Annotated in this window: 19 protein-coding genes and 1 pseudogene; 10 read left to right on the forward strand and 10 right to left on the reverse strand. The window is 68.0% G+C overall.

The genetic code is table 11. From position 1 onward, the window contains the following. Positions 1-8 precede the first annotated feature (8 nt). The 3 genes from AU194_RS04365 to AU194_RS04375 are packed head-to-tail and all read left to right on the forward strand — an operon-like array spanning position 9 to position 2,598. A complete protein-coding gene (locus tag AU194_RS04365; RefSeq protein WP_059088012.1) occupies positions 9-1,076 on the forward strand; it encodes a type III polyketide synthase in 1,068 nt (355 codons plus the stop codon). Continuing rightward, on the forward strand, positions 1,076-1,576 hold the full coding sequence (locus AU194_RS04370; RefSeq protein ID WP_059088013.1) for an isoprenylcysteine carboxyl methyltransferase family protein: 501 nt from the start codon (positions 1,076-1,078) through the stop codon (positions 1,574-1,576). Before AU194_RS04365 ends, AU194_RS04370 begins: the two co-directional genes overlap by 1 nt. Then, positions 1,573-2,598, forward strand: coding sequence for an NAD(P)/FAD-dependent oxidoreductase (locus AU194_RS04375; protein WP_059088014.1), 1,026 nt, complete (start codon positions 1,573-1,575; stop codon positions 2,596-2,598). Before AU194_RS04370 ends, AU194_RS04375 begins: the two co-directional genes overlap by 4 nt. Before the next feature lie 4 nt (positions 2,599-2,602). Here AU194_RS04375 and AU194_RS04380 read toward each other — a convergent pair whose 3' ends face one another. The 4 genes from AU194_RS04380 to AU194_RS32945 form a co-directional block, all read right to left on the reverse strand. Further along, positions 2,603-2,800, reverse strand: coding sequence for a hypothetical protein (locus AU194_RS04380; RefSeq protein ID WP_059088015.1), 198 nt, complete (start codon positions 2,798-2,800; stop codon positions 2,603-2,605). A 1-nt stretch (position 2,801) separates the two neighbouring features. Continuing rightward, on the reverse strand, positions 2,802-2,957 hold the full coding sequence (locus tag AU194_RS32120) for a DUF6307 family protein (protein ID WP_197417509.1): 156 nt from the start codon (positions 2,955-2,957) through the stop codon (positions 2,802-2,804). A gap of 74 nt (positions 2,958-3,031) precedes the next feature. Then, positions 3,032-4,174 (reverse strand): glycosyltransferase, encoded by a 1,143-nt coding sequence (locus AU194_RS04385; protein ID WP_059088016.1) that lies wholly within the window; start codon positions 4,172-4,174, stop codon positions 3,032-3,034. 378 nt (positions 4,175-4,552) lie between these two features. Further along, positions 4,553-4,789 carry a hypothetical protein gene (locus tag AU194_RS32945; RefSeq protein ID WP_369804022.1) on the reverse strand — a complete coding sequence of 79 codons (237 nt, stop codon included), beginning with the start codon at positions 4,787-4,789 and terminating at the stop codon, positions 4,553-4,555. 163 nt (positions 4,790-4,952) lie between these two features. On the opposite strand from AU194_RS32945, the gene AU194_RS32950 reads away from it, so the two are divergent. The 4 genes and pseudogenes from AU194_RS32950 to AU194_RS32465 all read left to right on the forward strand — a co-directional run. Next, positions 4,953-5,231 carry a hypothetical protein gene (locus AU194_RS32950; protein ID WP_369804023.1) on the forward strand — a complete coding sequence of 93 codons (279 nt, stop codon included), beginning with the start codon at positions 4,953-4,955 and terminating at the stop codon, positions 5,229-5,231. Between the two features lie 201 nt (positions 5,232-5,432). Next, complete coding sequence (locus AU194_RS04395; RefSeq protein ID WP_059088017.1) at positions 5,433-6,365, forward strand: cyclopropane mycolic acid synthase family methyltransferase; 933 nt, start codon at positions 5,433-5,435, stop codon at positions 6,363-6,365. A 61-nt stretch (positions 6,366-6,426) separates the two neighbouring features. Beyond that, entirely contained in the window at positions 6,427-7,323 is an 897-nt protein-coding gene (locus AU194_RS04400) for a cyclopropane mycolic acid synthase family methyltransferase (protein WP_082698469.1), read from the forward strand. Between the two features lie 166 nt (positions 7,324-7,489). Beyond that, positions 7,490-9,814 (forward strand): annotated as a pseudogene (locus AU194_RS32465) (DUF3376 domain-containing protein); the annotation flags it as partial. A 1,160-nt stretch (positions 9,815-10,974) separates the two neighbouring features. On the opposite strand, the gene AU194_RS32470 reads toward AU194_RS32465, so the two are convergent. The 3 genes from AU194_RS32470 to AU194_RS04430 all read right to left on the reverse strand — a co-directional run bounded on the left by AU194_RS32470 (position 10,975) and on the right by AU194_RS04430 (position 16,446). Then, positions 10,975-13,224 (reverse strand): peptidase, encoded by a 2,250-nt coding sequence (locus tag AU194_RS32470; RefSeq protein WP_082698470.1) that lies wholly within the window; start codon positions 13,222-13,224, stop codon positions 10,975-10,977. A gap of 59 nt (positions 13,225-13,283) precedes the next feature. Further along, positions 13,284-14,534, reverse strand: a complete 1,251-nt coding sequence (locus AU194_RS04425) for a KasA/KasB family beta-ketoacyl-ACP synthase (protein WP_059088022.1) — start codon at positions 14,532-14,534, stop codon at positions 13,284-13,286. A gap of 94 nt (positions 14,535-14,628) precedes the next feature. After that, complete coding sequence (locus AU194_RS04430) at positions 14,629-16,446, reverse strand: bifunctional serine/threonine-protein kinase/transporter substrate-binding domain-containing protein (RefSeq protein WP_059088023.1); 1,818 nt, start codon at positions 16,444-16,446, stop codon at positions 14,629-14,631. 242 nt (positions 16,447-16,688) lie between these two features. Here AU194_RS04430 and AU194_RS04435 point away from each other — a divergent pair, with 242 nt between their 5' ends. Beyond that, the gene (locus AU194_RS04435; RefSeq protein WP_082698477.1) at positions 16,689-17,273 is read left to right on the forward strand and encodes a MarR family winged helix-turn-helix transcriptional regulator; all 585 of its coding nucleotides are present in this window, start codon (positions 16,689-16,691) and stop codon (positions 17,271-17,273) included. Positions 17,274-17,410: 137 nt separating this feature from the next. Next, a complete protein-coding gene (locus AU194_RS04440; protein WP_059088025.1) occupies positions 17,411-20,173 on the forward strand; it encodes a LuxR family transcriptional regulator in 2,763 nt (920 codons plus the stop codon). 34 nt (positions 20,174-20,207) lie between these two features. On the opposite strand, the gene AU194_RS04445 is transcribed toward AU194_RS04440, so the two are convergent. Then, positions 20,208-23,174, reverse strand: a complete 2,967-nt coding sequence (locus tag AU194_RS04445; RefSeq protein WP_231743163.1) for a PQQ-dependent sugar dehydrogenase — start codon at positions 23,172-23,174, stop codon at positions 20,208-20,210. Between the two features lie 554 nt (positions 23,175-23,728). Between AU194_RS04445 and AU194_RS04450 the strand changes: the two genes are divergently transcribed. Next, complete coding sequence (locus AU194_RS04450) at positions 23,729-24,052, forward strand: hypothetical protein (RefSeq protein WP_059088027.1); 324 nt, start codon at positions 23,729-23,731, stop codon at positions 24,050-24,052. 352 nt (positions 24,053-24,404) lie between these two features. On the opposite strand, the gene AU194_RS32475 is transcribed toward AU194_RS04450, so the two are convergent. Together AU194_RS32475 and AU194_RS30910 are read right to left on the reverse strand one after the other, a co-directional pair. Then, the gene (locus AU194_RS32475) at positions 24,405-25,103 is read right to left on the reverse strand and encodes a hypothetical protein (protein ID WP_231743164.1); all 699 of its coding nucleotides are present in this window, start codon (positions 25,101-25,103) and stop codon (positions 24,405-24,407) included. After that, complete coding sequence (locus tag AU194_RS30910; RefSeq protein ID WP_082698471.1) at positions 25,100-25,309, reverse strand: type II toxin-antitoxin system HicA family toxin; 210 nt, start codon at positions 25,307-25,309, stop codon at positions 25,100-25,102. Before AU194_RS30910 ends, AU194_RS32475 begins: the two co-directional genes overlap by 4 nt. Between the last annotated feature and the right edge of the window lie 59 nt (positions 25,310-25,368).

Here is a 25,368-nt window from a genome sequence, read left to right on the forward strand (position 1 = left end):
TCCCATGTGTGTCCGCCACAAGCGTCATCGCCGGCGTCCAGGGTGAGTTGCCCCCGCGCCGCTACAGCCAGCGCGAGGTCACCGAGGCCATACTCGACAGTCCCGGCTGGCGACCCCATGAGGACCTCGTCCGCGGCTTGCACGCCAGCGCGAAGGTCGACCACCGCCATCTCGTCCTGCCGATCGACGACTACGCGGCGCTGACCGACTTCGGCGAGGCCAACGACCACTTCATCGAGCACGCGGTCGACCTGGGTTGCGCGGCGATCAGCGGTGCGCTGACCGAGGCCGGCCTCGAACGCGCCGACGTCGACCTGATCATGACCACGACGGTGACCGGCATCGCGGTGCCGCCGCTGGACGCGCGGATCGCGGCACGCCTGGACCTGCGGCCCGACGTCCGGCGGGTGCCGATCTTCGGCCTGGGTTGTGTCGCGGGCGCCGCCGGGCTGGCCCGCATCAACGACTATCTGCGCGGCGCACCCGACGGCGTCGCGGTGCTCCTCGCGGTGGAGTTGTGCTCGTTGGGCCGGCGGACCGACCCAACCATCGCCACCCTCGTGGGCAGCGCGCTGTTCGGCGACGGCGCGGCCGCGGTGGTGGTCGTCGGGGCGCGCCGCGCCGAACAGATCGACGCCGCCGGGCCCGCCATCGTCGATTCACGGGCGCACCTCTACCCCGACTCGCTGGACACGATGGGCTGGAACGTCAGCGCCGCCGGATTCCAGCTCGTCCTGTCCGCCGACCTCCCCGCGGTCATCGAGCGCTACCTCCGCGACGACGTGACGGAGTTCCTCGCCGCGCACGACTACACGATCGGTGACGTGGGTGCGTGGGTGAGCCATCCGGGCGGACCGAAGATCCTGGAAGCCGTCACGGCGGCACTCGACCTGCCCGACGACGCCCTGGAACTCACCTGGCGGTCGCTCGGCGACGTCGGGAACCTGTCGTCGGCGTCGGTGCTGCACGTGCTGCGCGACACGATCGCCAAACACCCGCCCGCCGACAGCCCCGGGCTGCTCATGGCCATGGGACCGGGGTTCTGTTCCGAACTCGTGTTGCTGCGCTGGCGCTGATGTACCCGCTGATCGCCGCGGTCACGTCCGAGCGCATCGCCGAACTAATTGTCGCCAAACGGAATTCGGCGTGGAGCAGGGCCCACGGTGGCATCGAGTACGGGGCCGGCCACTACCCGCTGATGGTGGCGCTGCACACCGGTCTGCTCGCGGGATGCCTGCTCGAGGTGCATGCGCTGCACCGGCCGCGCATCCCGGCGTTGCACTGGCCGATGGTCGTCGCGGTGCTCGCCGCACAGGGGTTGCGCTGGTGGTGCATCAAAACGCTGGGAGGACAATGGAATACCCGCGTCATCGTCGTGCCCGGGGCACCGCGCGTGCACGCCGGGCCGTACCGGTGGCTCGCGCACCCGAACTACGTCGCGGTCGTCGTCGAGGGCGTCGCCCTGCCACTCGCCCACGCCGCATGGCGCACCGCGCTGGTGTTCTCGCTGTGCAACGCCGCGTTGCTGCGGCACCGGATTCGGGTCGAGAACGCCGCGCTGGCGAGGCTGCGGTGATCGACCTGCTGGTCGTCGGCGGCGGACCGGCCGGACTGGCGACCGCACTGCACGGCGCGCGTGCCGGACTCGACGTCGTCGTCCTCGAACGCCGCCGCAGCCCGATCGACAAGGCGTGCGGCGAGGGGCTGATGCCACACGCCGTCGCGCACCTGACCCGGCTCGACGTGGACCCGCCGGGGGTCCCGCTGCGGGGGATCCGTTACCTCGACGGCGTGCGGGACGCCGGAGCGCCGTTCCGGTGCGGGATGGGACGAGGGGTGCGCCGGACAGCGCTGCACGCGGCGCTGTCCGGTGCGGCGCGGGCGGCCGGGGTGACCGTCGTGCAGAGGTATTGCACTGAGGTGCAGCAGGATTCGTCGTCGGTACGGATCGGCGAGGTGCGCGCGCGGTACCTGGCCGCCGCCGACGGGCTGCACTCCCCCATCCGGAGGTCCCTGGGGCTGGAGGTGCCGACGGACGGGCGTAGGCGGTGGGGTATCCGGCGGCATGTGCGGATCGCCCCTTGGACCGACTGCGTGGAGGTGCACTGGGCCGCCGGACCAGAAGCCGGGGAGGCCTACGTGACCCCGGTGGCCGACGATTGCGTCGGCATCGCGATCCTCACGTCCGGCCGCGGCGGATTCGACCGTCAGCTCGACCGGTTCCCGGCACTGCGGGCGCGGGTCGACGGTCACCCGCACGGGACCGACAGGGCCGCGGGTCCGCTGCGGCAGCGGGTGAGCCGACGGTCCTGTGGTCGCGTGCTGCTAGTCGGCGACGCCGCGGGCTACATCGACGCGTTGACGGGCGAGGGGCTGGGCATCGCGTTCACCACGGCCGAGGTGCTGATCGACTGCATCGTCAGCGGCCGCACCGATGACTACGACCGGCGGTGGCGGCAGTCGACGCGTCGCTACCGGATGCTCACCGCCGGGTTCCTGCGCGCGAGCACCACACCCGGCGTGCGCCGCACCGTCGTCCCGGCCGCCGCGGCGTTTCCCGGCGTGTTCACCGGTCTCGTCGACCGGCTCGCCCGCTGACGTCTCAGCGCCAGAACCCACGCGGCTTACGCTTGCGTTCATCGCCTTCCACGTTCACCCAGTCACCCGAGGCGTAGGAGTGCCACTCCTTCGCACCGTGCCGGACCACGTCGAGCGTGCCATCGCTGTGTTTGACGTACGCATCGCCGAAGCGCATGTATTTGTCACTTCCACCGCCGGGCAGCGTCACCGTGACGGTCATGTCAGCGCATCTTCTCGGGGATGGAGTTGAGCGCGTGCAGAACGCGCACTGCGAGCGCGCGGGCCGTGGAATCATCGAGCTCGGAATGCGCGGTGATCGTATCTGTGACCAGATCGACGCGGATGTCGTACGGAGTGCGGAACGTGGGCGAAGCCATCGAATGTCCTTCATAGCCAGGTTGTGACGCCCGAAATCGGGCCACCCGGTACCGACCACGGTACGCGCACCCGGTCACACCCGCGCGGGGCGGCCGGCGACCACCTTCTGCGCCAGTCGCACGAAGCTCGCCGCCACCACCGGCCAGGCCATGGCCGGCGCCAGACGCCGACCCTCGCCCGCCATGTCGCCGGCCAGGCGGGGTTCGGTCAGCACGCGCCGCAACGCTGTCGCCATCGCGCCCGGATCATCGTGGTCCACAACGATTCCCGCTCCGCTCCCGAGCAGTTCGAGTGCGTGCGGGAACGCCGTGGCCACCACGGGCCGCCCGCTGGCCACGGCCTGCGCCAGCACGCCTGAGGCGGCCTGATCGGTCGAGTCGTACGGCAGGACAACCGCCGCCGCCGATCGCGCCATCGTCGTCAGCTCCGACTGACTGCGGTAACAGTCGTCGAACCGCACCGAGTCCGCGACGCCGAGCCGCTGTGCGCGCTCGATGCAGGACTGCCGGTACGCATCGGCCTCGGGTATGCGTGGATCCGACTGTCCGACAACGAGGTACTGGGGCCGACCCGCGACGTCGCGCAGCGATGGCATCGCGTCGATGACCCGCTCGATGCCCTTCCCGGGCCCGATGCGCCCCCACGTCAACAACGTAGGGCGCCCGGCGCGTTTCGGTGCCGGTCCGCGCGGCAGCGTGACACCGTGCGGAATAGTGCTGATCTTCGCGCCGTCCACCCGGTATCCCGTGCGCAGCCGTGCGCGTGCCGCCTCGGAGATCACCACCACGTGAGAAGCGGCAGCGACGATCGCTTCGAGCACCGCCTGCTCGCGGGCGGTGGGAGTTTTCGGGATCGTGTGGGCCAACACGATCGACGGCACACGCAGTGCCTCGAGGACGTCGAGGACATCGCCGCTGGCGGCACCCCGGTAGAGACAGTCCTGATACTGGACGAACGCGACGTCGTAATGGTCGAGCACCGTCGTACACCGGCCCGCCGAGCCGTCGACCATCTCGGCGATCACCCGCGGATCGTCCGAGGCCGGCCCATCGGCGACCCGCACCACGCCGACATCGGCACCCAAGGAGCCCAAGCCGTCACACAGCGCCTCGCTGAACGCCGCGGCACCGCACGGGGTCGGAGCGAAGGTGCTGAGCACACCGAAACTCGGCGGGCGCGAATGATCTTGCGGCAAAACGACAGACGAAGCTGACATGCAGGTCCCGACTCACGGTGGTGTACCGGCGCAGCCGACGTGAGCGGACGCTCGGTGCGGTCAGCGCCGAAGGCTGACCGGCTTCTTCGACGCTACACCTCGGGATGCGCGGCGCTCGACCGTCGCGCCCCCTGTAGATCGCCATCCGGGGTATGGTCAGTAGATCGGGACCATCCAGGCCCCCAATTCAAAGGGCCGACAATGTCTGACAAGTCACCCCGATCGTCCATGAGCAAGAAGTCCGGCATGACGCTCAAGGAGAAACGTGTCGCCAAGCACGCCAAGGCGGACGCGAAGACGTCCGCGGCCAACGCCTTGTCCGACGACAAGAAGCGTTGACGCGGAACACCTTTCGCTGGGCGCTCCGACTCACAGCCGTTAGCCGACGAACGCCGCCTGCCGATTCACCCGGCCCACCTGAGCCGGATCGCGCCTGGGCTGCGCGCCCGCATCCTCCTCGAGAGCGGTTACCGCGCGGACTTCGATGCCACCGACGACGGGCTTGCCGAGTTCGTGGGCGGTATCCGCACGCGCAACAGCTGGTCGACGGAATGTGACGTCATCCTGCTGACCAAGCTGTGGGACGAAGATCTCCGACAGATACCCGAGGCGCATCGCCTAGGGCTGGCCGCACTGTGTCCACGGCGCTGACCCAGGTCGCCATCGACCGGCGTCTGAGGTTGATCGCCTTCTAGGTGATGAACCATGGCAGGCCGACGGCGGCGGCTTCGGTCTGCACATCTTCCACAAGAACAACGAGCTCGTCGGCTACTGCTCGATGCTGCACGCCATGTACCTGGTCGGGATTACCGGCAGCTACGGGCGGCGCCTGCGCGCCGCCGTCATCGTGTTGGGGGCCACCGCGCGTGGTGGGGTCATCGCACTCAACGCCCACGGCGTCGGCGAGGTGCGCGCGCTGGCCACTCGCGAAGTGGCTGCCGTCAGCTCTCCCATCCCGGGCACGCATCCCGCCATCCTCGACATCGAGCATTGTTCGCCGAGCTTTCCGCATGTCTTGCTGGAGCGCCGCCTCTGCCGAGAACCCGCAGTAACTTAAGGCCACGGCACCGGAGTGCGATTTGCTCTCAGGAAGCCGCCGACCTGCCCGTTCGCCACCCGATTGGCATTCCCGAATCGGGCGCGACATAGTGGCGGCGTACCGCGTCGGTCCATGGACCGCAGGCGTAGTCTCGGCACCGTGTCGAGCAGTAGGCACCGAGTGTTCAGGCCCGAATAAGCGATTTCACCAGGACGGACAGTGGCAGATACATCGAGTGCAACCCCCAAGGCAGAGTCCAAGTGGCTGTCGAAGTCCGCTTCGCAGACCCGCGGTTCCGACAAGGGCGAGGTCCAGTTCCACTACGACATCTCGAACGAATTCTTCAAGCTGTGGCAGGACCCGAACCAGGTCTACAGCTGCGCCTACTTCGAGAAGGATGACTACACCCTCGAGCAGGCGCAGCTGGCCAAGATCGATCTGTCACTGGGCAAGCTGGGCCTCAAGCCCGGGATGACGCTGCTCGACATCGGCTGCGGCTGGGGCGCCACCATCATGCGCGCGGTGGAGAAGTACGACGTCAACGTGATCGGGCTGACGCTGTCGGAGAACCAGAAGAAGCACATCGAGGAGCACTGGTTCGCCAACGCCAAGACCGACCGCAAGATGGAGGTCCGTCTGCAGCCGTGGGAGGACTTCGACGGCCGGGTCGACCGGATCGTCTCGATCGGCGCGTTCGAGCACTTCGGCTTCAACAAGTACGACGACTACTTCAAGAAGACCTTCGACTGGCTGCCCGACGACGGTGTGCAGATGCTGCACACGATCATCATCCCCGAGGATGAGGAGATCAAAGCCAAGGGCCTGCCGCTGACGATGTCGCGCGTGCGCTTCATCAAATTCATCATGGATTACATCTACCCCGGCGGCCGTCTGCCGCTGGCCTCCATGGTCAGGGAGCACGCGGTCAAGGCCGGCTACACCGTGACCCGCGAGCAGCACCTGCAACCGCACTACGTCAAGACCCTCGACACGTGGGCCGACAACCTCAAGGCCAAGAAGGACGAGGCCATCGAGATCTCAGGTGAGGAGATCTACGAGCGGTTCGTCAAGTACCTCGAGGGCTGCGCAGACCTGTTCCGCGAGGGCTACACCGACGTCGCCCAGTTCACGCTCGAGAAAGCCCCCGCTTAGCCGATCTAGCCATTCGCGTATAGGGTTCAAGATCGGTTTTCGAGAACGGAGGAGCACGGAGATGACGGACATCGAGTCGGGGGACTCGGCGACTTCCACGGCAAAGATGAAGGTGGCCTACGAGGACGTCCAGGCGCACTACGACATCTCCAACGAGTTCTTCGGGCTCTGGCAGGACCCTTCGCGGACGTACAGCAGCGCTTTCTTCGAGCGTGAGGACATGACGCTCGAAGAGGCGCAGCTGGCCAAGATCGACCTGGCCCTCGGCAAGCTCGATCTGCAGCCGGGGATGACGCTGCTCGACGTGGGCTGCGGCTGGGGCGCGATGATGAAGCGCGCGGTCGAGAAGTACGACGTCAACGTCATCGGCCTCACGCTCAGCAAGAATCAGCAGTCACTGGGTCAGCAGATCCTCGACGGACTCGACAGCTCCCGGTCGCGCCAGGTCATGCTGCGCGGCTGGGAGGAGTTCGAACAGCCCGTCGACCGGATCGTCAGCATCGAGGCGTTCGAGGCGTTCCCGAAGGAGCGCTACAAGGCGTTCTTCGATCTGTGCCACCGCATCATGCCCGGCGACGGCCGCATGGTGCTGCAGACGATCATGGGCCACCCGCTCAAGCGGTGGCCGGAACTCGGCGTGCCGATCACCATGACCGATCTGCGGTTCATGCGCTTCATCGCCAAGGAGATCTTCCCCGGCGGTTCCGTGCCGTGCGACGAGGACGTCATCGAATACTCCACCGCCGCAGGCTTTTCCGTGGCCCATCGTGACGATCTGACGGCCAGCTACGTGCGCACGCTCAACACCTGGGCACAGAGCCTGGAGGCGCAGCGCGAGCAGGCGATCGCGGTGACGAGCGAAGAGGTCTACGACCGGTACATGAAGTACCTGCTGGGCTGCGCGGACTTCTTCAACCGCAACGTCAGCTACGTCGAGCAGTTCACGCTGGTCAAGTAGGTCGTTGCGGACGCAACCGTCCGCATGTCTACTCGCGGAATGAGCCTGCACCCGACCGCGCGCTGAGCAACACTGGCACCCGGAGCATCGCCATCCGGGGGGATCAATGTCCACTCAGCCGACGACCGGGACCAAACCGCTGCGCACGCTGCGGCTCGCCCTCGCGATGCGCGGCGGCGTCAGCCTGGCGGTGTGGATCGGTGGCGCCATCGCCGAGATCGACGTGTTCCGGCGCGCGTGTACCAGCGGCGCGCCCACGCCCGAACCCGGTAGCCGCGCCGAGTTGTACCGCAAGATGCTCCGCCGCACGGAGAAGTACGGCGCCGTCGAGATCGACATCCTCGCCGGCGCCAGCGCGGGCGGGCTCAACGCGGTGCTGTACGGGCTGGCGCAGACCTGCGGATCCGAGCTCGACGACATCGCCCACTCCACGTGGATCGAAGACGGCGGTATGTGGGAGCTGTTGCGGGAGCCGGGTTTCGGCCGGGTGCCGTCGGTGCTCCGCGGCGACGAGCGCTTCTACGTCGTCATGCGCGACGCGCTGGACCGCATCGTGAAGAAAAGCGAGGGCGCGTTCGCGGCACGGCGGCTGACGGTCGAGCTGGCCGCGACCCTGCTGACCGACAAGTCCGAGTCCGATAGCGCCAACCGCGCCCGCTTCTCGTTCCTCACCAGTGCAGGCACACTCGGCTCCCGGCAGAGCACCATTCCCAACGGCATGGAGGCCGGCACTCCGGCAGGCGAGAGCGCCTTGGATCGACTGGCTCTGGCGGCCCGTGCGACCTCGTCGTTCCCCGGCGCGTTCGAACCCGCGGCCATCTTCTCGGTCACCCCCGGCGCACCCGACGCGCAGACCGAAGGGCCCGCCGTCCCGCCGTACTTCGAACCGAGCCCACGCGGTCACATCGATCGCGGCACCGGGCGAGAGTCGCGACCCGACGGGACCGTGGGCGGGCTGGGCGTGAACATGTCGGTGGCCTTCCCCTACGCCCAGTGGTTCTCGCGGAAAGCCGATCAGGACTCGAACGTCCAGACACCCTTCCACGTCGTCGACGGCGGCCTGTTCGACAACATCCCGATCGACCGCGCGATCCGCGCGATCAAGCAGGCCCCGGCCAGCGGCCCGTCGGAGCGGTTCCTGCTCTACCTCGACCCCGAACCACCGTCGGTCAAATCGACGAGCATTGGCCGACAACGCGATTCGGCACTCAACTGGGTGCCGGTGATCAAACGCTCGTTGAGCCTCAAGCAGCGGGCCGAGTCGGCGCGGGACGAACTGGGGTTGCTCATTGAGCACAACAACGCGGTACTGGCCAACCGGGGCGCCCTGGAGACGCTGGCCAGCCAACTGGAACAGAACCCGCCGTGCCGGTCGCCGCTCATCGAACGGTCGGCCTATGTGCAGTACCGCATCGGCACCGACGCGGCCCGCATCACGACGCTGCTGACCAACCCCTGGGAGCTGTGCCAGCCGCCGCGCCTCGGCGGTGACTACCTACCGCTGGATCGTCAGCTCGCGCTCCGACTGAAGGACGGGGTCGCGCAGGTGTACAACCGACCGGGCATGGAAGAGCGGCTGGCCTGTGATGTGGTGGCGCTCGCCGCCCAGGTGAGGATCCTGATCGCGTGGGTGCGAAGCGTCGAGAGCCTGCTCCAAGGGCTCGACCCCGATGCGGAACGGCAAAAGGCCGCCGCCGCCATCGGAGGTTGGAAGCTCACGCTGTACCGGTGGCTGACCGTCCTCACCGAGGCCAGACACCGTGCCGTCGACGAGATTCTGGTCGAACCGCTGCGCACCGATCGCCCACCCTTCGACGACTACCCGCTGCCCCAGCGGCTGGAGAAGTCCCTTGACAGGCAGAGTCGCCTGCTCCTGAGCGACGATCTGGTCCGAATGCTCTGCACGGCCGGGGAAGTCAGCGACGACACGACCTTCTACCAGTACCTCGCCGACGGTGACGAGTTCCCGGAAGGCACCCCACTCGCCGACATCGCCGCCCGCGCGCTGGGCACCGCACGTGTCCGCATCCGTGACGACACCGCACCCGTCGTGGCCGCGCTGCCGCAGCCCGACTCGGCCACGATCCGCCGTTTCAAGGAGTCGCCCTACGCACGGTTCTACGACGCCCCACTGCGCGACGCCCCCGTCGCGGAACTTGCCATGCTGTTCACCCAGACCGGGATCCCCGATACCGCGTCCATCGTGGCCTTCGACCGAATCACCAGCCTCGAACCCACCTCGGATGCCGTCGACACCGGTGTCCTCGTACGCGCCGCGCGCGCAACACTTCTGCGCGGATGGGTCCGGCGTCCACCGGCAAAGGAGGAGGGCGAACGGCTACAGGAGGTCCTCGACATGGACCCCTACGAGCTCGTGACCTCCGATGCCAAACTAGCGGGCAACGTGCTGGCCCGCTTCGGCGGCTTCCTGCTCACCGACTGGCGCCGCAACGACTGGCAGTGGGGCCGCCTCGACGCCGCGGCCGCCCTCACCCGCATCATCGACAAGAGCTACGGTCTGAAACCGTCGGAGACCAAGAAAAGCCGTGAGGAGCAATGCAAAGCGGACGTCGCGGCTCTCCAGAAGTCGATCTGCGACGATGCCGAGGCCTTAGGAGACGTGACTCGCGACGGCCGCTTGGTCACGGACACCGTCGGCGGGCAGACTCTCGACGCGCTGAGTCCTCACTACCGCTTCGCCCTCGCCTCGCGGATCGTCCCGCTGCTCTACCGCGCCGTGCTCCCCGGGGACTCGGCGGGAGGGCCCGCGAAAGTCGCGCAGTGGGCGGCGCAACTGTCGCTGCTGCGTCCGTTCGCCGTACCGCTGCCGCTGATCGCCGATCCGTTGCGGTTACTGCTGGGCATCGCCACCGTCCTGCTGTCCGCGGCGCTGCTCGGCGTCGCGGACAGTCCGCGCCCCCTTCACGTGGTCTACGGCATCGCGTTCCTCGGGTTGGGCATCGCCATCGTCGTCGGTGCGATACGGATCCACTTGCATTGGCGCACATTGAAGAAGACCATCACCCCGGACGACGCGAACCGGCGGGCATGGCGGGCGCTCCTCGACGAATCCGACCGAGGGCGGTACCGCGCGGCCTCCGGACTACTGGCCATGACGGTCATCGCCGTCGGCGGGTGGCACCTCGCCGATGTGGGGTGGCCTTGGGGTTCCGGTGAGACGCGCTATCTCGCCGTCCCGTTCGAGGCCTTCGCCGCCGCGGCGGTGCTGGTGTCCGCGGCGTACCGCTGGCTGGACAAGAAGTCGGGCGAGATCACCGTCGAGGGAGTCTCCGCCGACGCGAAACGCACCATCCGACGTGGCGTCGCAGCGACGTCCGTACTGGCCTTGGTCGCTACCGCGCTGTCGGACGTGTTCGTGCCGCCTCTCGGCGTGGACTCGGGCTTGCGGCCCGTTGTCGCCGCTGTGGCGGTGGCCGTGCTGGTCGCGATCTCGCTGTGGGGCTGGGCAGACGAGTGGCGTGTCGCCGGCTGTGTCGCGGGCATCGCCTTCGCGGCCGCCCTGCTGCAGTACGTCTTCGACATCGCGTGGGAGAGCACGATGAACGACCGCATCCTCGACCTGCTGCCCACGCTGACCTGGATGGTGGTGTTGGGCAACATGATCGCGGCCCTCCCCTGCCGACGTGAGAATTACGGGGACCCGGCCGCTGTCAGCGTGAGCTGGGACCGCCCGACCGGAACATCGACCACCGCGCCCGCGGGCTTACCGTCGAGTTCCACCGTCGTACCCGGCGGCAACGACGCCAGCCGCAGCCGGACCGGATGATCGGTGGACACCGTGATCATCGAGCGGGCCAACTGGGCCAGTCCGGCCCGCACCAGATCCACCGCCAGCCCGGCGACCCCCGTGAGATCCAGTGTCAGCCACGGCATCGCCTCCACGTCGCCGCCCAACTGCCACGTCATCTCCCGGTACAGACCCGGCGTCGGATCGAAATCCGGGATGACGCCGCGTCGGCGCCTGAGCGTGCGCGTGCGGTCCGGTCGGGCGTAGGTCCGCGCGTCGACCGTCGCGAGCTTCCCGCGCACCGCCTTCACCTCGTCGGCGGCGCGCAACTCCGACACCCACCACACCCGGTGCGGCCCGATACCGAGATCCTCCCGCACCAGCTGCGGATACCACGAGAAGGTGATGTGACCCGGATCCGGTTGCCGCAGACCGGTTCCCATGTGGGCGATCGGATCGTCGAAGTCGTCCTTGAGCAGGAACGCGACGTGGTCCTCGACCGGGTAGGTGGCGAACCGGTACCGGAAACCGAGCCGGTCGAGCTCGAGCACCTGCTGCAGGATGCCGGGGAACGGGACGAACTGATCCAGACCGCCGTGGGCGATCACGAGCGGCAGCCAGCGGGCGTTGCCGAGCAGCCGGAAGGTGTCGCCCTCCCGCGCGCAGTGCGATGTCGGGTCGAAGTCCGCGGGTGCCTCGATCCCGCGCACCAACCGCACCCCACAGGTCGGCGGTCCGGCGAGCACCACGGCCTGGGCGAACACCTCCGGATAACTCAACCCCAGCTTGTAGGTGCCGTAGCCGCCCATCGAATAGCCGGCTACCACAGTGCGATTCGGGTCGGCGCCGAGCTGCTCCACGGCGCGGGCGAACACCTCCCACACGTCGAGTTCACCCTCGTCGAAGTACCAGCTCGCCGGCCCGCGCGCCAGTGGCGTGACGACGATCGAGTTACGGCCGTCGCAGATCTCGTGCAGCAGTTTGGGATCGAAGGCGGCGTACTGGTTCTGGCCCAACGCCAGCGAGTGCAGCAGCAACGTCAGCGGCAGTTTCCGGCCCGGTGCGTACGTGGCAGGCAGACACACCGAATACGGCTGCACCCTGCCGAGGAACTGCGGTGCGGTGTCGAGGATGTTCCCCGGGCCGACGCCTTGACCCAGCTCCAGCGACGAGACGTACCACCGTGTCGAGGTGCCGGTGACCACCTGCTCGTCGTCGGTGCGCCGGTCGGCGAGGTCGTCCCACGGCACGGCCAGGGAGAACTGTGAGACGTCCCCGTCGTCGAGCGCGTCGGCCTGGGCCTGATCGGACCAGAAGTTCAGGTGCACCTTCTCCTGTTCGCGGGTGCGGAAGGCGAGGTTGTAGACGTTGGGCTGCCCGGGCGCGGCGCCGCGGATGAACGGCACCTCCGCGAATCCGTCACCCCGCTCGTCGGCCAGCCCGGCGGCCAACCGGACCGTCCACGTGCCGCGCGGCTCCACCAGCCCCCGGGGCACCGAGGCAAGGAAGGTCCGTGACGCCATGTCGACCCGGTGCTCGACGGCGGTGCGGGTTCCGGTGGTCAGGTCGATGAGCCAGGCCCCGGTGCCCGACACCAGCAGCGCCAGGTCGATACCCGTCGAACGGACACCGGCGTTGGCCGGCCACTCGTTGGTGCCGACCGCTGAGCGGTCCGTGTTGAAAGTGAACAGACCGACCGGAACCGATCTGTCCTTCAACGTGTTCCAGTCGATCCGCCACCAGGTGTGGGTGCGGGTGAGCCCGATCGCCACCCGGAAGATGTCGGCGCCGTTGCGGGCGGCAGGACCGTCGGGATAGACGTAGGTGCCACGCGGCGGGGCGCCGCCGGTGGGCACGCTCACGGGGACACCGGATGCGCCGTGGTCGTCGTAGATGAAGTCGGTCCAAAACAGCGCGCCACCGGCGAAGCGGCCGGTGCCGCAGGTGCGTGGGAACTGCTCGCCGAACGGCCACCCCGCGGGTGCGGGCAGAGCCGGTTCGCGTTGCAGCGCTGCCGGCGGCACCCCCTCGGGCATCCCGTCGATCACGACCAGATCCGGCGTGGACGGCGCGGGGGCCACCGCATCGATGACCGCGCCGGCGACGCGGCGGGCGACACGGACCGGCAGCAGGGCGGTGGAGATCAGCGACACTGGGCCGAGGGTAAAGCGAAAGTTCGCTTATGGCGGCGCTTTTGACGCATACGCCGCGCTCAGTAGGCGCCGAAGACCAGGGAGACGTTGTACCCGCCGAGTGCGAACGAATTGCTGACCGCGTACCGGTAGTCACCCCGACGGGCCTCACCGGCCACCACGTCGAGGTCGATCTCGGGGTCAAGGTGCTGCAGGTTCAACGTCGGCGGCACCACCCCGTCGCGCAGCGCCTGCACCGTGAGCACCGCCTCCACCGCACCCGCGGCGCCGAGCGAGTGCCCGAGCGCCGCCTTCGGCGCGTACACCGCCGGCCGGTGCGCACCCAGCGCGTGATGGATGGCCCGGGCTTCGGCCACATCACCGAACGCTGTGCCGGTGGCGTGGGCGTTGACCAGATCGACGTCCGAGGCTGCCAGGCCGGCGAGATCGATCCCGTGGGCCATCGCGTCGCCCGCGGGGGCGCCGCTGGGATCGGGTTCGACGAGGTCGTAGCCGTCGGAGGTCATCGCCCCGCTGAGCAGCCGGCCCAGGATCGGCGCGCCGCGCGCCTTGGCGTGCTCTTCCGTCTCGATGAGCAGCAGTGCGCCACCCTCACCGAACACCATGCCGTCGCGGTCCTTGTCGAACGGACGGCACGCCGCCGCCGGATCGTCGTTGTCAGTGGACAGCACGCCCATCTGGGTGAACGCGCCGACCGGGACGGCCTCGATCTGGGTCTCCACTCCCCCGCAGATCGCGATCTCCACCTCACCGAGCACCATCTGGCGCCAGGCCTGGGCGATCGCCGCCGCGCCGGACGCGTCGGCCATCACCGGGGAGATGATGCCGCCCTTGGCCTGCCGGTCCAGCCCGACCGCGGCGGCGGGCGCGTTCGGCATGTACATCTGCACAGCCAGCGGCGACACCGCACGCAGACCCTTCTGCCGCCAGTTGTCGTACTGGGCGGGGATCTCCTCGGTCGAGCCCAGCGCGAGCCCGATCGACACCATCAGTCGCCGCGTGTCCACCTCGGGGGATCCGGCGGCCTCCCACAACCGGCGGCCCAGCACCGTCGACATCTTCTGCATGTAGGACAACCTGCGCAGTTCGACGCGGTTGAGGTGTTCGTCGAAGTTCTCCCGGAGCTGACCGCCGATCCGCACCGGCGAGTCGAGGTCGCCGACGAACCACGAGTCCAGTTCCCGGATCCCGCTGCCGCCGGCCAGCAACTGCTGCCAGGTCTCCTCGGCATCGGGCGCCAGTGCCGTGGTCGACGCGACCGCCGTCACCACCACGTCGCCGAAACCGCTGCCGGTCCTCAACTTGGCCATGCCTGCGCAATCCTTCGCTACTCGCTTGACGACGTCGAGTATGTCAGGCCAGGTTACGCAGCGGCGGTATCACTTTCGGTGACGTGCGTCCCGTTCAGCGCACCGCACCGTTGATCTCCGGCCGGTCGACCATGCCCTTCTCGACACCCCACATGGTGGCGATGGTGCGGTACTCGCCGGTGCTCATCAGGTGTTCCAACGCCTGGCGCAGCGAGTCCGCGAGTGGCGAACCCTTGGCTACCGGCCACCCGTAGGGGGCCGAGTCGAACACCTCCCCCGCGGGTTCCAGCGTGCCGCCGGAGGTCTTGATCGCGAATCCGGTGACCGGCGAGTCGGCCGACATCGCGTCGAGCTCGCCGGCGATGAGGGCCGAGGTGACGTCGTCCTGTTCGGTGAACACCACCTTCTCGATCGGCGGACGGCCCGCCGCGACGCACGCCCGGCTCTTGGCGGGCAGCTCCTCCGTCTCCTGGATGACGCTGTAGGCCACCCCGACCCGCAACCCGCAGGCGTCGTCGGGGTCCACCGTGGCACCTGCGCGCTGCGCCCACAGCGTGCCCGCCTCGAGATAGGTCACGAAGTCGACGTTCTTCTCGCGGTCGAGGGTGTCGGTGATCGAGGAGACACCGACCGTGAACGCGCCCGACTGCACCGACGGCAGCACGCTCTCGAACGCGGTCTCGCGGAACTCCGGCTCCAGACCCAGCGTGCGCGACACCGCCTTGATGAGGTCCACGTCGAAGCCGACCAGTTCCCCGTAGGCGTCGCGGAACTCGTTCGGCGCGTACGGCACATTGACCCCGATGACCAGCCGGCCTGCCTCGCGGACCTCGGCGGGGACGGTCGCGGCGATCGACGGAACCGCGCCGGGCGTCGAAGGCGGCGCCGGTGTGGCGGTGTCCTCGGCGACGACCACCTGACGCGGCGCCCTGGTCCGTTCGGGCCATCCGCTCCACTGCCACGTGACCACACCCGAGATGACGACCACGACCAGTCCCGTCACCGCCACCGTGGCAGCCCTGCGGGTGAGTCTGCGGCGCAGCGGGATCCGCGCCGGTCGCGCCGAATGCCTGCCCGAGCGGGTCGACCATCGCATCGGCGAGGTCAGCGCGCGACGTGCCGCGGCGGCCAGTTCCGCGGCCGACTGGTAGCGCTGGTCCGGTTTCTTCGCCATCCCCTTGGCGATCACCTCGTCGAACGCCGCCAGCCGGGGATTGACCGCCGAGGGTTTCGGCACGGGTGCCACGATGTGCCCGGCGATCTGTTGTTCGAGGCTGTCGGCCGGATACGGTCGCACGCCGGTCAGGCACTCGTACAGCACGCACGTCAGCGCATAGATGTCCGAGCGCGGGTCGATCGTGCCGCCGTTGAACCGCTCGGGGGCCATGTAGGCCAGGGTCCCCAGCGTGCTGCCCGCCGTCGTCATCCCCGGTTCGCCCGCGCTGCGTGCCAGCCCGAAGTCGATGAGGTAGACGAAGTCGCGGTCGGTGATCAGCACGTTGGACGGTTTGACGTCCCGGTGGATCAGGCCGGCGGCGTGGGCGGCGTCGAGCGCGGTCGCGACCTGTTCGATGACCTTCACGGCAAAGGACGGCAGCAGGGGTTTATCCGTCTCCTGCAAAATCGTGCCGAGATTGCGGCCCTCGATCAGCCGCATGTCGAGATAGAGCCGGCCGTCGATCTCGCCGTAGCTGTGGATCGGCACCACGTGCGGATCCTGCACCCCGGCGGCCGCCTGGGACTCGCGCCGGAACCGCCGCTGGAACGTCGTGTCCTGCGCGAGATGGGGCGGCAACACCTTCAGCGCCACGACGCGGTCGGTATGGGTGTCGTAGGCCCGGTAGACCTCCCCCATACCACCCCGGCCGATCAGCTTCTGCAGCTGGTAGTGCCCGAATGGTGTCGCGTCCACCGTCGTACTCCTCGGCAGCGGCCAGTCGGTGTGTCGACTGAAACTACCGCACCTTTGCCGAAGTTGTCGCCATCCGTATCTACACCTCCGTCAAACGAGCGGCAGAAGTTTGGTTATGGCAAATTTTGGTAACGGTAGGGAAACCCCTGATTCCTCGGCGCATCCCTGCGTTCGACACTTGCGGCAACGAACTGGCGAAGGGGACGCCCGGTCGTCCGCAAGTGACCATGAAGGGGAGAAACGTGTTACAGCAGGTCGCGGACCGACGAACGAATATCGATCACCGCGCGGACGGGGGACACCGCCGCGCCGGCAATAGGGGAACCTTCCAAGTGACAGCTACGGGGCGCACCCCGAGTGACATGCCGGGCCTGGACATCGGGGAGCTCAAGTCCTGGCAGAACTACCTCGACGCGGCGCTGCGCCTACAGGCCAAGCTCAACCACGACCTCAACGAGGCCTGCCGGTTGACGCTCGAGGACGTTCGGCTGCTTCACGAACTCGCCAAGTCCGATACCGGCTCGGTCCGCATGGGTGCGCTTGCGCAGACGCTGGTGTCCACGCCGAGCCGGGTCAGCCGGCGCGTCGACCGGCTCGAAGCCCGCAACCTCGCGCACCGCGCCTCCAGCGACCGCGACGGCCGCTACGTGCTGGCCACGATCACCGACGAAGGGCGCAGCCTGCTCGACAAGGCGATGGGTGTCTACGGCCAGACCGTGCGCAGGCACTACCTCGACCCGCTGAGCCGGCCGCAGACCGCGGCGATGGCAGAGAACTGCCGCCGGATCAACGCCGCACTCGCCCCCGAACTGCGGGCGGCGAACTGACGCGAAAGACAGTTTGCAGGTCTTGATATTGCGCTTGCAACTAGTCACGTGTCAAAAACGCCGTGGCCACGGTCATTTGAGCGTTTCATACCTAGGGTCGGTTTCGTGATTGCTTTGCTGTTTGCGATCATGAGGGGATGGGCGAGGGCCAAAACTCCCCGGCCGGGGGGCCGGTAGTCGAGGAGTTCCTCGCTGCCGTCGGCGACGGCCCCGCTGGTCTAGTCCTCGAGGGGGACGCCGGGATCGGCAAGACCCGGCTGTGGCTGGCCGCCGTCGAGGCGGCCCGCCAGCGCGGATACCGGGTGCTGGTGGCGCGGGCGGCGCAGGCGGAGGCCTCGCTGGCCTACGCCGTCATCGCCGACCTCCTCGACGATGTCGACGCCGGTGTCACCGCCGCGCTCCCGGACGTACAGCGCCTCGCCCTGGACCGGTTGTTGCTGCGCGGCGACGCCGACGGCCCCGACACCGATCACCGGGTGGCCGCCGCGGCCGTCCTGAGCACGGCAGAAATCCTCTGCCGCGACGTACCCGTCGTCCTGGCCGTCGACGATGTGCAGTGGCTCGACGTGTGCAGCCGGGACGTGCTCGGGTTCGTCGCGCGCCGGCTCGACTGCCCCGTCGGGCTGCTGCTCACCGAACGCACCGAGAATCCGGCCAACCATCACTCCGAATGGCTGCAGCTCTCCCAGCCCGACCGGATGCGACGCCACCGCGTCGCCCCGCTCACGCTCGGGGGCCTGCACGCGCTGCTCTTCGAACGGCTCGGCCGCTCCTTCCCCCGCCCCACCCTGATCCGTCTCGCAGAGACCTCCGGCGGCAATCCGCTCTATGCACTCGAACTGGCCCGGGCTCTGTCCGAACAGACCGCCGCAGGCGAACCCGCGCTACCGGCCTCGCTGGCCGACGTCGTGCGTAGGCGCATCCAGGACGTCGACGAGGTCGTGCGCGACGTCCTGCTCGCGGCCGCATGCGTGGCTGCCCCCACCGTCGACCTGGTGGCCAGCGCCACCGAGAAGACCCCGGAGGAGACGCTCGAACTGCTCGAGACGGCCGAGGATCGCGGGCTTGTCGAGATCGACGGCGCGGCAGTGCGGTTCGCACACCCGCTGCTGGCCCGCGGGGTGTACTCCGAGGCAGGTCCCGCGCGACGTCGGCACATGCACCGGCGGCTCGCCGGTGCGATCGCCCAACCCGAACAGAAGGCCCGCCACCTCGCGCTCGCGGCGACCAGTCAGGACGACGACACCCTGGCCGCCCTGGACGCGGCCGCCGACGCCGCCCGCCGCCGGGGCGCACCCGCGGCGGCGGCCGAACTGCTCGAGTTCGCGCTGCGCCTCGGCGGTGACACCGACCTGCGCCGGCTGCAGGCCGCGGCGCACTACTTCACCGCAGGCGACAGCCGCCGTGCCCAGGAACTGCTCACCGCCACGCTGCCACGGATGCCACGCGGGCCGCTGCGCGCCATCGCCGCGATGCAGCTCGCCGGAATCGTGATGGACGACAACGACTTCGAGCGCGGCCTGCAATTGCTCGACGATGCGCTCGGCGACAGCGAATCCGATCCGACCCTGCAGGTGCACTGCCTGCTGTCGTTGGCCATGGCCCACGCCAACGCCGGCGGCCACCTGCCCGCACTGCGCCACGCCGACCGTGCGGTCGCAATCGCCGAGGGCACGGGGCCCGACCAGCTCGTCGGGCACGCCCTGACCGTCCGGGCGTTCACCCGGTTCATCTTCGGCCTCGGCACCGACGGCGGCCTGCAGCGGGCCCTGGCCTACGAGGATCCGGAAGCCGATGTGCCGCTGTACTTCCGGGCGCGCGCGGTGGCCGGTCTGCTCAACTCGTGGACCGGGCGACTCGACGAGGCACACACCACTCTGCAGGAGCTGCGCACGCGCAGCCTGGACCGGGGCGCCGACCGTGACCTGCTCGCCCTGTCGGTCAGCGGCACACTGGTCGAGTTGTGGCGGGGCCGGCTCGACGAGGCCGCCACCTACGCCGACGACGCCGTCGAGCGCGCCGAACAGGTCGGCGGGGAGAACTTGCGGCTGGTGGCGCTGGGTGTGCGCGGCATGGTCAGTGCCTACGCAGGCCGGGTGCGCGCCGCCCGCGCCGATGCGGAGGCGGCGCTGGAGATGGCGCGGCACAGCGGGATGATGCGAATGATGTGGTGGCCCATGGGGTTACTCGCGTTCATCGAAGTGTCACTCGGCAACTATCCGCACGCGCTGACCGTGCTCGACCCGCTGATCGACGACTACCTCGGCACGCCGGGCAACGAGATTTTCGCATCGTTCTTCGTCCCCGACGCGGTCGAGGCGCTCATCGCAGTCGGCCGCAACGCCGACGCCCAACGGCTGATCGAAAGGTTCGACGCCGACGGGCAGCGGCTGGACCGGCCGTGGCTGTCGGCGGTGGCCGGACGCGGACGCGGTATGGACCTCGCCGCACGCGGTGACCTCGACGGCGCCGTCGCCGCCGTCACCACGGCCATGACCCACCACGACCGGGTGCCGATGCCGTTCGAACGGGCCCGCACCGCACTGCTTCTCGGGCAGCTACAACGCAGGCAGCGGCGCAAGGAGGCCGCCGCCGCGACCCTGCGCGACGCCCTCGAGACCTTCGAGAACATCGGCACGACACTGTGGGCTCAGCGCGCCCGCGACGAACTCACCCGGGTCAACGTCCGGCCCAGCCGCGACCGCGCCCTCACCCCGTCGGAACAACGGGTCGCCGAACTGGCCTCGGCGGGGATGAGCAACCGCGACATCGCCGCTGCGCTGTTCATCAGCATCAAGACCGTCGAGGCCAATCTCGGCCGCATCTACCGCAAACTCGGCGTCCGCGGGCGCGTCGCGCTCGCCCGCCGGCTCGAGGAACTCGGCGACGACGGGGCGTGACGCCCCGCACCGTCCCCCGGGAGGTGCAGGGCCGTCACACCACCTCGATCAGGTTCGCGGTCGCGCCTGCGGTGTAGTTGGCGGTGTAGGTGGTGGCCGATCCGGGCACGCGGATCGTGTGCGTCGCCGCGCCGCCGTCGGACCACCTCTCGAACGTCAGCTGCTTGCCGTTGACCGTCTGCGTCGTGGGAGCGCTGATCACGTAGTCGACGCCCACGACCGCCCGTTCGGTGTAGGACCCGGTGTAGGGCAACCCGTCGATCGTGAACCGGACGCCGGGATCGCTTGCGGCGATGGTGAGATCGACCAGGTTGGGCCTGATGTCCTCATACGTGGTCGTGGACAGCCCGCTGCTGTCGGTGACCGTCAGGTGCACGCGATACCAGGTGCCGTCGATCTGGTCCCGGGAGCGCGGAATGGTGATCGTGGCGGTCTCCCCGACGATGTTGTCGGCGAAGGGGTGGGTGTGCTCGTTGTGGTGGAACACGACCGTCCACTTGTACGTGGAGCCCGGTAGGTCGCCGCCGTCCGGCCGGTCCTGCGCGTCGGTGCCGCGGCCCCGGAAAGTGATGGTGTCACCGGCGTTGTACGACGATGGGAAGCTCACGATCTCCGCGACCGGCGGGGTGCTGCCCAGGGTGATCTTCTCGGTGGTGGTGTGCGACTTCTCACCGTCGGTGACCGTCAGCCTGACCGTGTAGGTCTGGTAGGCGGCCGTGGTCTTGAATTCGTGTGTCGGTGTCGCCGAGGTCGATGTGCCACCGTCTCCGAAATCCCAGCTGTAGCTGAGGTTGTCGCCGTCGGGATCGTGGGAGTCGAGGCCGGAGAAGGTCACGATCAGCGTCTTGTCCGCCGTCGTCGTCTGCGGCGCGGTGATGACCGCGGTCGGTGTGCGGTTGCCGCCGGACGGCGAGATCATCGACAGCTCACCGGGATAGATGGTCAGCTGGTAGAGGTTGGCGTCGGGCCCCTGGGCCAGGTTGACCGTCGCGCCGGCGTTACCCCAGAAGGTCTTGGCGCTGATCAGGCTGGTGTACTGCTCATCGAACTGCAGCACGCGGATCCAGCCCTGGCTGTAGTCGGCGATGTACACCCGGTTGCGGTACTCCTCCGGGAACCCGGCGCCGTCGAACACGGTGACCGAGGTGATCGCGCCCGCGTTGGCCGGCGGCGCCGAATGCTTGTACGCGTAGATGGGATTGATCGACGCACAGCCGGTGCAGTCGCCCTCCGCGCCCGGCCAGCCGTAGTTGCCGCCCTTGACCACGAGGTTGAGTTCTTCCCAACTCGCCTCGCCCACGTCCGCGACGAGCAGCTTGCCGTTCGGGGTGAAGCTGAGCCGGAACGGATTACGGAACCCGTAGGCGTAGATGTAGTCCGCCGGTTTGGTGGTCGTGTAGTCGTCGTCGGCGAACGGGTTGTCGGTGGGCGCCGAGCCGTCGGGGTTGAGCCGCAGCACCTTTCCGTGGATGTTGGCCATGCTCTGGGCGTTCACCACGCCCTGGGTGTTGTCGCCGACCGCCCAGTACAGGTACTTGCCCTCGTTGTCGAAGGTGAGGTCGCCGCCGTGGTGGAAGTCGTTGGCGTTCTCGGTGGATTCGACGAGGATCTCCGTCGTCGCGACCGAGGTCATGTCGTCGGAGAGCACGAGGCGCGCCAGGGTGTCCTTATTGGTGTCTCCGGCTGTGTAGGCGACGTAGATCGTGTGATAGCCGTACTCGGTCTCGTGCCAGAAGTCGGGGTGGACCTCGATGCCGGTGAGGCCGCGCTCACCGCCGGTGGTGGTCGAGATGACCGTCAGCGTGGTGACCGCCCGGGTGTCCGGGTCGTACATCTTGATCGAGCCGCCCTTCTCGATGATGAAGATGCGGTCGACCTCGTTCTTGTGATGCTTGTTGAGAATCCTGAAATCCGTTGGCTCCGTGAGCCCGGTGACCAGGATGGTGCGGTCGAGTTCGGCGGGCAGGTTCGCTCCGGGGTCGCACTGTCCGAGGAACTTCGTGAAAGCGGCACCGAGCGCGCGGCCGTCCGGGGAGTCGCCGAAGTTGTCGGCGGCGGTCATCACGGCCCGGATCGGGGCGCCCAGCGGCGAGGCGATGAAACCGTCGATGGCCTGGGTCGCCTGACGCCGCACCCACGCGGCGAGCGCCCAGAGCGCCGGCGACTCGCCGGGAGCGGCGGGACCGCCCGCACCCGCACCCGCTCCCCCTCCCCCGGTCACACCGCCGAGCATCGGCTTGAGGACGTTGTCGAAGAAGTGGGTCACCGTGTTGATGACCCCGCACAGGCAGGTGACCACCGGTGCGGGGATGCTCTCGATGAACTGTGCGGGCGTGGGCAGGTTCAGGCGCAGCGGCGGCAGGGTGGCGACCTTCGTGCGGGCCGCCGACACCAGCACTGAAGTCTCCGCGGTCTGCGTCGAAAGTGCCTGTGACCGAGACTGTTCAGGGATGTCTTCGGTCTCGACGGCGTCGTGGGCTGATTCCTCGATTTCGGTGACGACGGCGGGCTCGACGGCCTGCGGCTGGGTGTCGGCCGGCTCGGCGGGTTCTGGTTCGGGTTCGGGTTCGGTGGTGGCCGGTGGCGTGTCGTCGACCGGCGCGGGGTCTTGGGTGTCGACCGGGGTCTCGACGCCGAGGTCCTCGGGCTCGGGCTCGGGCTCGATCTCCTCTGGGTTCTCCCCCTCGAGGTCGTCCTCGTCGGCGGGGTCCGTCTGGTCGGCGAGATCCGTCTCGCCGGCCTCGTCGGCTTCGGTGTCGTCCTCGCCCGTGGCGTCGGTCTCGGCGGTGGTCGTGCCGGCGTCACCGGTGGGGGCTTCGGCCTGATCCTTCGCGGCCTGATCCTTGGCCTTGTCGGTCGAGGCGCTCGTCGAGTCCGCGCTGGCGGACGGGGTGTCGTCGGCCCAGGCAACCCCCGGAGTTGTTGCCACGGCGCCCCCCACACCGAGCGCGATGGCCAGTGCACCCACGCGTCCGACGTACTTGGCGTAGGTCGTTGTCACCTTGCGATCGTTAGCTGTCATTGCCCGAGTTCCCCCTCGAATGCCTGCCAGAGCGCCTCTTGCTGTGCGCGCGGGCTCACTATCGCACCCCTTCTCAGGAAATTTTGACCTTTCCGTAAGTCTCGTAGCGTCGATTTGCCTGCCCGTTCCGAGCAGTGCGGCGGGTCATCTACGACAACGCCTTCACCAGTTACTCCAGATGGTGACATCAGCGACACGCCGCTGATGGTTGCATCCTCAATTTAGCTATGCGCCGGTTCACGCAGCGACGGGCAACGGGCCGTGGCAACATCAGGTTCTTGCGATTGCCAGCAAATGCCTATCGGGGTTGTTTTCATCTGGCGTTAGCCCCGTAGTTCGCGTGTCAGCTACTTCGGCTTGCGAAAGAATTCCCGATCGAAACTATCGACGCCCGCGAACGACCGGGTCTTCGCGTACGCAAATACATCGCTGATCTTGCACGCGGGGATCGCGCAGCACACGGTACAAATCGGCGGTGAAGAGTAGGGATTTCCCCAATTCGTCAGGATTCGAAAGGCCCTAGCGTGTGGAGCATGCTCACTGTCGACGCTCAGCCGTCGGGTTGTCTGGCCGAGTGGTACCTGCCTGACCTCACCGAAGAGCTGATCGACGCCTTCGTCGCGCGGATCGAATCGGTCGCTGCGCGAATGCGCGCTGCGGGCACCGACATCCACCTCGTGCTGACCGTCGCGGTGCCGTCGGACGAGGTGCTCTACGGGGTGTTCGACGGGTGCGAACCCGCGCTGGTGTCGCGGACGTGCGAGCAGGCGGGACTGGCTCCGCAGCGGCTGAGCAGCAAGGTCGGGACCCGGATCCTGCACTCATATGAGCACCGTAGGGGAAACCCCGATTCCTGAACCGACGAACACTTGGTTTATTTGACAAGGACTTTGTGGCCGCTGCGCAGCGGGGGCCGAGCAGCGCGCGGCACGGAGTCCATGTGCGTCGCCCGGGGGATGCGACGTCACAGAAGATGCTTGGCTACCCGCCGAAGGGGCGGCGGGTAGCCAAGCTCTTCTCGTTCAGGGCCGCGTTCGTGACCGCACGGCGGAATTCGGACGCCGGAACCGCCCTTCCATTCGATGACCAGCGGTAAGAGTCTGCTTCCGATTGCGGCGGTGGCGCCGTCTGACGTTGCGCCTGTGATTGCGTTATAGCCGGTACGCGGAAGCGTTGGGCTACTGATTCAGTCGATGCCACGGTGGCCACTTACCTTCTCACGGTGCGGGTTCTGCCGTTCCCTGGGCCGTGAACTTCCCATCTCACCTGGACGGGCGTCTTGACGGTGCGGACCTTGCCGTTAGAGGTCCTGATCGGTACGTCGACCATTGCACGCTGGGCGGTCTTTCGTGTGGGGGCTTTGTGGCCGATCTCCACGACCGTGGTGGCAGGCAATCCCGACCTCCGGAATTTAATCGCTGTTTCCAGCTTTTCGAGTAGGTCAGATACTGAATCATCGCCGTCCTGGTCGACGTCATCGAGTGCTTCCATGTTCGGCTCGTCGGGGTCGACGTTGGCGAGTTGGCTCACCCGCTGGGGTGAGATGTTCAACAGAACGGCGATGTCGCGGACGGGGATTTCGTATGTGACGAGCCAGTGGCAGTACTCGCGCATCATGTCGTTGGCTCGCTCTTCAATCTGACGAGCATGAGCCTTGAGTTCGATTATTTCTCGGGACCCGTCGAGTAGCTCGATGAAGAAGTCGGCGTGTTCGTCAGGCATGCGAATGTTAGCGATTTCGACTTTGACTTGATCAAGGGGTAAGCCTTGATCAAGTGCGATGTACTCGCGCGCCATTTGTTCGGCTTCACTGAGGCGGCGGGCTTGGGTGATGCCGTCGATCTCGGGAATGTGAACCATCCACCAGCGCCCGTCGCGGACGATTTCGATACTCATCGTGGTGGTCATTTCGCTCCTTTCCCTGTCGCCTCTGCGATGGATTTGTTCACTTTGCGCACGACGCCGGGGGAGATCGTCCGGTGGCCCGTCGGGACGATGACCGTGACCCCTGTGGGGTGGGTCCACTTGGTGTGGCTCCCCTTGGCGCCGGTGCTGGTGAATCCGGCCCGCGTAAGACGCTTGACAATCGAATGCGTGGCTTCTTCACTGACCATGACAGTAGTCTAGAATGCTAGACTAAATCTAGTCAAGGCGGCTAGACAATCCCTCCTTA

The sequence above is a fragment of the Mycobacterium sp. GA-2829 genome (assembly GCF_001499965.1).
Classification (GTDB): Bacteria; Actinomycetota; Actinomycetes; order Mycobacteriales; family Mycobacteriaceae; genus Mycobacterium.